Source organism: Citreimonas sp. (assembly GCF_042096055.1).
Taxonomy (GTDB): Bacteria; Pseudomonadota; Alphaproteobacteria; order Rhodobacterales; family Rhodobacteraceae; genus Citreimonas.
The window spans coordinates 15,859-21,120 of record NZ_JBELMH010000062.1 but is presented as its reverse complement, the minus strand read 5'-3'; the positions used below and the strand labels follow the sequence as shown (position 1 = coordinate 21,120).

Here is a 5,262-nt window from a genome sequence, read left to right as displayed (position 1 = left end):
GGCGGAGGAGGGGGCGGCGTGTCGCCGAGCTTGCGGATCAGCTCCTCGGGCGAGGGCAGGTCGGCCACGTGGGTCAGGCGGATCACCGCCATCTCGGCGGCCATCATCGCCGACGGCGCGCGCGAGACTTCCTCGATCGCCTTCAGCAGCATCTGCCAGGCCCGCGCCAGCGCGCGCATGCCCAGCCCGTCGGCGAAGGCGAGGCCCCGGCTGCGTTCGTCCGGCGCGATGGTCGGATCCTCGGCCGCATCGGGCGTGATCTTGACGACCGAGACCCAGTGCGTGAGCTCGGCCAGGTCGCGCAGCACCGCCAGCGGGTCGGCGCCGTCGGCGTATTGCGCCGACAACTCCGTCAGCGCGCCGGCCGCGTCGCCGCGCATCACACGCTCGAACAGGTCCATGACGCGGCCGCGGTCGGCGAGGCCCAGCATCGCGCGCACCTGGTCGGCGGTCGTCTCGCCCGCGCCGTGGCTGATCGCCTGGTCCAGAAGCGAGGTCGCGTCGCGGGCCGAGCCTTCGGCGGCGCGGGTGATCAGTGCCAGCGCGTCGTCGGCGATCTGCGCGCCCTCGGCGGTGGCGATGCGGCGCAGCAGGGCGATCATCACCTCGGGCTCGATCCGGCGCAGGTCGAAGCGCTGGCAGCGGCTCAGCACCGTGACGGGCACCTGGCGGATCTCGGTCGTGGCGAAGATGAACTTCACATGCGCGGGCGGTTCCTCGAGCGTCTTCAAAAGCGCGTTGAACGCGCTCTTGGACAGCATGTGGACCTCGTCGATGATGTAGATCTTGTAGCGCGCGCTGGCGGCGCGGTAGTGCACCGAATCGATGATCTCGCGGATGTCGCCGACGCCGGTGTGGCTGGCCGCGTCCATCTCGAGCACGTCGACGTGCCGGCCCTCCATGATCGCGACGCAATGTTCGCACTGGCCGCAGGGATCGGTCGTCGGCCCGCCGGTCCCGTCCGGGCCGATGCAGTTCATGCCCTTGGCGATGATCCGCGCGGTCGTCGTCTTACCGGTGCCGCGGATGCCGGTCATGATGAAGGCCTGCGCGATGCGGTCGGCCTCGAACGCGTTCTTCAGTGTGCGCACCATCGCGTCCTGCCCGACGAGGTCGGCGAAGGTCTCGGGGCGGTACTTGCGGGCGAGCACCTGGTATTGCGGGCTTTGGGACATGGGCGGCCTGTGTCGGGTTGCGGCGTCAGGGTAAGGCTTGGCGGGCGGGGCGTCCACCGCGCGGATGTCGCCGGGGGCTCTGCCCCCGCCGCTTCGCGGCTCCCCCGGGATATTTGCCGACCAAAGAAGCGGCGCGGGGGAAGATCAGGTCAGGCGGTCGAGCAGGGCGGCGTGCAGGCCGGGATTGGCGCCCAGCACGCCGTCGGTCTGCGGATGCGGGCGGTTGAAGCGCAGCGAGCCGCCGCGGCGGTCGGTGACGGTGGCGCCGGCCTCGGACAGGATCAGGCTGCCAGCGGCGATGTCCCATTCCCATGCCGGGCGCAGTGTCAGCATCGCGTCGAAGCGCCCCTCGGCCACCAGGCCCAGACGGTAGGCCAGCGACGGGCGGTGCGCGCGCCGCACCGGCGGCACGCCGCGCGGCCAGTGATGCGCGTCGAGCGTGGGCTTGGTGGCCAGCACCTCGGCCGCGTCGAGCGTCTGCGTGCCGCTGACGGCGATCGGAGCGCCGTTGAGATGCGCGCCCGCGCCGGCGGCGGCGGTGTAGAGCAGGTCGAGCATCGGCAGGTAGACAACGGCCGCGACGGGTGCGCCGTCGCGGGCGATGGCCAGCGAATGCGCCCAGGTCTTCTGGCCTTCGATGAAGGCGCGGGTGCCGTCGATCGGATCGACGATGAAGGTCGCGTCGCGGTCCAGCCGGTCGTGGTCGTCTGGCGTCTCCTCGGACAGCCAGCCGTACCCCGGGCGCGCATCGCTCAGGCTTTCGCGCAGCATCCGGTCGACGGCGAGGTCGGCGCGTGTCACCGGTGTGTTGTCGGCGGCCTTGCGCTCGATTCCGAGATCGCCGCCGATGAAGCGCGTGGCGATCTCGGCGGCGCGTTGCGCGGCCTCGATCAGCAGGGAGAGGTCATTCTCCGGCAAGGGTCAGCCCCTCGACCAGCAGCGACGGCACCACGCGCGACAGCCACGGGCGCGCGTCGTTGGCGGGCTGGATCGTGCGCAGCATCTCACGCAGGTTGCCGGCGACGGTGACGCCCGAGACCGGGTAGGCGATCTGTCCGTTCTCGACCCAGAGGCCGGCGGCGCCGCGGGAATAGTCGCCGGTGTTGGGGTTGATGGTCGAGCCGATCATCGAGGTGACGATCAGCCCGGTGCCCATCTCGGCGATCAGGTCGTCGCGGGACTGCGCGCCCTGGGTCAGTTCAAGGTTCCAGTTCGACGGCGACACCCCGCCCGAGACCGAGCGCGCGGCGTTCGCGGTGCTCTCCATCCCCAGCTTGCGGGCGTTGCCGAGGTCGAGCGTCCAGCCGGTCAGCACGCCCTTGTCGATGATGGCGCGGCGGCGCGTCGCCAGCCCCTCGGCGTCGAAGGGGCGCGAGCCCATGACGCGGGCGCGATGCGGGTCCTCGATCAGGCTCAGCGCGTCGGGCAGCACCGCCTCGCCCAGCGCATCGCGCAACCAGGACGCGCCACGCGCGATGGTGGCGCCGTTGATCGCCGACACAAGGTGCCCGATCAGCGAGGAGGACACGCGCTCGTCGTAGAGCACGGGGTAGGCGCCGGTCTTGGGGCGGCGCGGCTTCACCCGCTCCAGCGCGCGGCGGGCGGCGCTGTCGCCGATATCCTCGGGGCTGCGCAGGTCGGACTGGAAGATGCGGTTGTCGCCGTCGTGGTCGCGCTCCATCCCCAGGCCTTCGCCGGTGATCGCGACGCAGGACAGGCTGCGCGACGTGCGCCGGTAGCCGCCGGAAAAGCCGTTGGTCGCGGCAAGATGCACGCTCTGCGCGCCGTAGCCGGCCGAGGCGTTGTCGATCTGGCGGATGCCGTCATGGGCCAGCGCGGCGGCCTCGGCGCGGCGGGCGTCCTCCTGCAGGGTGGCCGGGTCGGGTTCGGGCGCGGGGTCGGACAGTTCCAGCGTCGCGGGGGCGGCGCCGATGCCCAGCTGGTCGGGGTCGGCAAGGCCGGCATAGGGGTCCTCGGGCGCCTCGCGGGCCATGGTCACAGCGCGTTCGGCCATGGTGCGCAGGGTCTCCTCGCGCGTGTCCGAGGCCGAGACGATCGCGCTGCGCCGGCCGACGAAGACGCGCAGCCCCAGGTCCGAGCCCTCGGAGCGCTGCGCCTCTTCCAGCGCGCCGCCGCGCACGTCGATCGACAACGAGGTGCCGGCGATGGCGATGGCGTCGGCCGCGTCGGCGCCGGCCTTGCGGGCCGCGTCCAGCAGGGCATGGGCAAGCGTTTCCGGCGTCTGGGACATGGGGCCTCCGGGTTTGCGGGGATGCAGGACAGGTAGGCCGCGGCGCACAGAGGTGCAAGGGCGGCCGGGACCGGCCGCGCACGGGGAGTCAGCTTGCGGGCGCCGTCACCGCGACGATCGGGCCCATCCGGCGGCCGATGTCGTTGCGCCCCAGCTGCGGAGCGTAGAGGCGCGACACGTTACCGTCGAGGAACAGCGCCTGCGGCAGCTCCAGCGCGTCGCGGAAGAAGCGCGCGAATTCGTGGAACGTGACGGGGTTCTCGGACATCACGAAGACCGCGCGGTCGCCCCCGGCGGTGGTGCCGACGCCGTTGCGGATGTAACGCGACGTGCTGTCGGGCAGGAAGCGCGGATGCAGCTTGCCGTCGATCACCAGCATCGGCCCCGATTGCGTTGCGAAACGGCAGCCGGGGCGACGCTCGAGGTAGTCGCGCGTCTCGAACACGCGGGCCGAGTCGCCGTCGATGCACAGGATGCCGTTCGGCAGCAGGCCGAAATTGCCCGGCCCGGGCGTCGGGATCACGCGCATGAGCTCGGTCCCGTTCTCGACGTAATGGCCCACCGGATCGCGGTCGGCATGGTACATGCCGGCATTCATCGCGAAGACCAACTCGCGGTTCTGGGCCCTCAGCGCCGCGTCGAGCGTCGAGAAATGGCCGATCGGGTCGCCGTCGGCGTCGTTGAGGAACAGGCGCAGGTTTTCGGCCGCGGGGTCGACGGTGCAGACCGCGTAGGCGTTGCCGTCGTGTTCCTGTCGTGCGCATTCGACCGCGCCAGCAGGTGCGGCCAGCGCTGCGAGGCCGAGCAGCACCAGCCCGAGCAGCAGCGCCGGCAGGTGGCGCCCGCGCAAAAGGGCCGGTCTACTGGTCATCCACATCGCGGCGCACCGCGTCCTGCGCGAACAGGCGGCGCGCCTCGTCGAGGTGATCGAAGGTCTCGTCCAGGCGGAACCGCAGCTCGGGCGCGAACTTCAGCTCGAGCCCCTTGGCCACGGCGCGCCGCAGCTCGCTCTTGTTCTGCGCGAGGCGCTCCAGCATCTCGTCCGCGCCCTTGCCGCCCAGCGGCACGACATAGGCGGTCGCGACCTTCAGGTCGGGCGAGACGCGCACTTCGCCCACCGTGATCGACAGGCGGTTGAGGTCGGGATCGTGGATGTCGCCGCGCATCAGCACGTCGGACAGCCGGCGGCGGATCACCTCGGCGACCTTGCGCTGGCGCTGGCTGGGGCCGTCGCCCTCTTGGAATCGGTTGCGTGCCATGAGGCAGACTTATGCGCGCGGGCAGGCTTTGCCAAGCAGGCCGGCGCAGGCTATCAGGCGGCAGGCGAAGCGAGGAGACGGGCATGACCGACAGACCGGGCGTCGTGGTGACGGGCGTATCGGGCCGCATGGGCCGGATGCTGGTGCACGAGATCGAGCAGGACGGACGGCTGGCCCTTGTCGGCGCGCTGGAACGCCCCGGCCACGACTGGATCGGCCGCGATCTGGGCACCGCGCTGGGCGGTGCTGAAAGCGGCATCACGGTCACCGATGATGCGGACGAGGCCTTCGGCCGCGCGCAGGCGGTCATCGACTTCACCGCGCCCGCAGCGACCGTCGCCTTCGCCGGGCAGGCCGCGCAAGCGGGCATCGTGCACGTGATCGGCACAACCGGCCTGTCGGACGACGACCTGAAGGCGATCGCCGAAGCCGGGCGCCGCGCCGTCGTCGTACGCGCCGGCAACATGAGCCTGGGCGTCAACCTGCTGACGCAGGTCACCCGCCAGATCGCGCAGGCGCTGGGCGACGAATGGGACATCGAGATCGTCGAGAGCCACCACAACCGCAAGGCCGACGC

General features: G+C 71.5%; 5 protein-coding genes and 1 pseudogene. 1 reads left to right on the top strand and 5 read right to left on the bottom strand.

Annotated elements, in window-relative coordinates; all coding sequences use genetic code 11:
• The 5 genes from ACFDTC_RS13290 to rbfA all read right to left on the bottom strand — a co-directional run.
• Positions 1–1,175 (bottom strand): DNA polymerase III subunit gamma/tau (locus ACFDTC_RS13290; protein ID WP_375259364.1); only part of this gene is annotated, 1,175 nt, incomplete at its 3' end.
• 144 nt (positions 1,176–1,319) lie between these two features.
• Complete coding sequence (locus ACFDTC_RS13285; RefSeq protein ID WP_375259363.1) at positions 1,320–2,093, bottom strand: inositol monophosphatase family protein; 774 nt, start codon at positions 2,091–2,093, stop codon at positions 1,320–1,322.
• On the bottom strand, positions 2,080–3,426 hold the full coding sequence (locus ACFDTC_RS13280; protein WP_375259362.1) for a TldD/PmbA family protein: 1,347 nt from the start codon (positions 3,424–3,426) through the stop codon (positions 2,080–2,082). The genes ACFDTC_RS13285 and ACFDTC_RS13280 overlap by 14 nt, the downstream gene beginning before the upstream one ends.
• Before the next feature lie 88 nt (positions 3,427–3,514).
• A complete protein-coding gene (locus ACFDTC_RS13275) occupies positions 3,515–4,297 on the bottom strand; it encodes a phosphodiester glycosidase family protein (protein WP_375259361.1) in 783 nt (260 codons plus the stop codon).
• Positions 4,287–4,685 carry a 30S ribosome-binding factor RbfA gene (gene rbfA, locus ACFDTC_RS13270; protein ID WP_375259360.1) on the bottom strand — a complete coding sequence of 133 codons (399 nt, stop codon included), beginning with the start codon at positions 4,683–4,685 and terminating at the stop codon, positions 4,287–4,289. The genes ACFDTC_RS13275 and rbfA overlap by 11 nt, the downstream gene beginning before the upstream one ends.
• An 83-nt stretch (positions 4,686–4,768) precedes the next feature.
• Here rbfA and dapB point away from each other — a divergent pair.
• Positions 4,769–5,262: pseudogene (dapB, locus tag ACFDTC_RS13265) on the top strand (4-hydroxy-tetrahydrodipicolinate reductase); the annotation flags it as partial.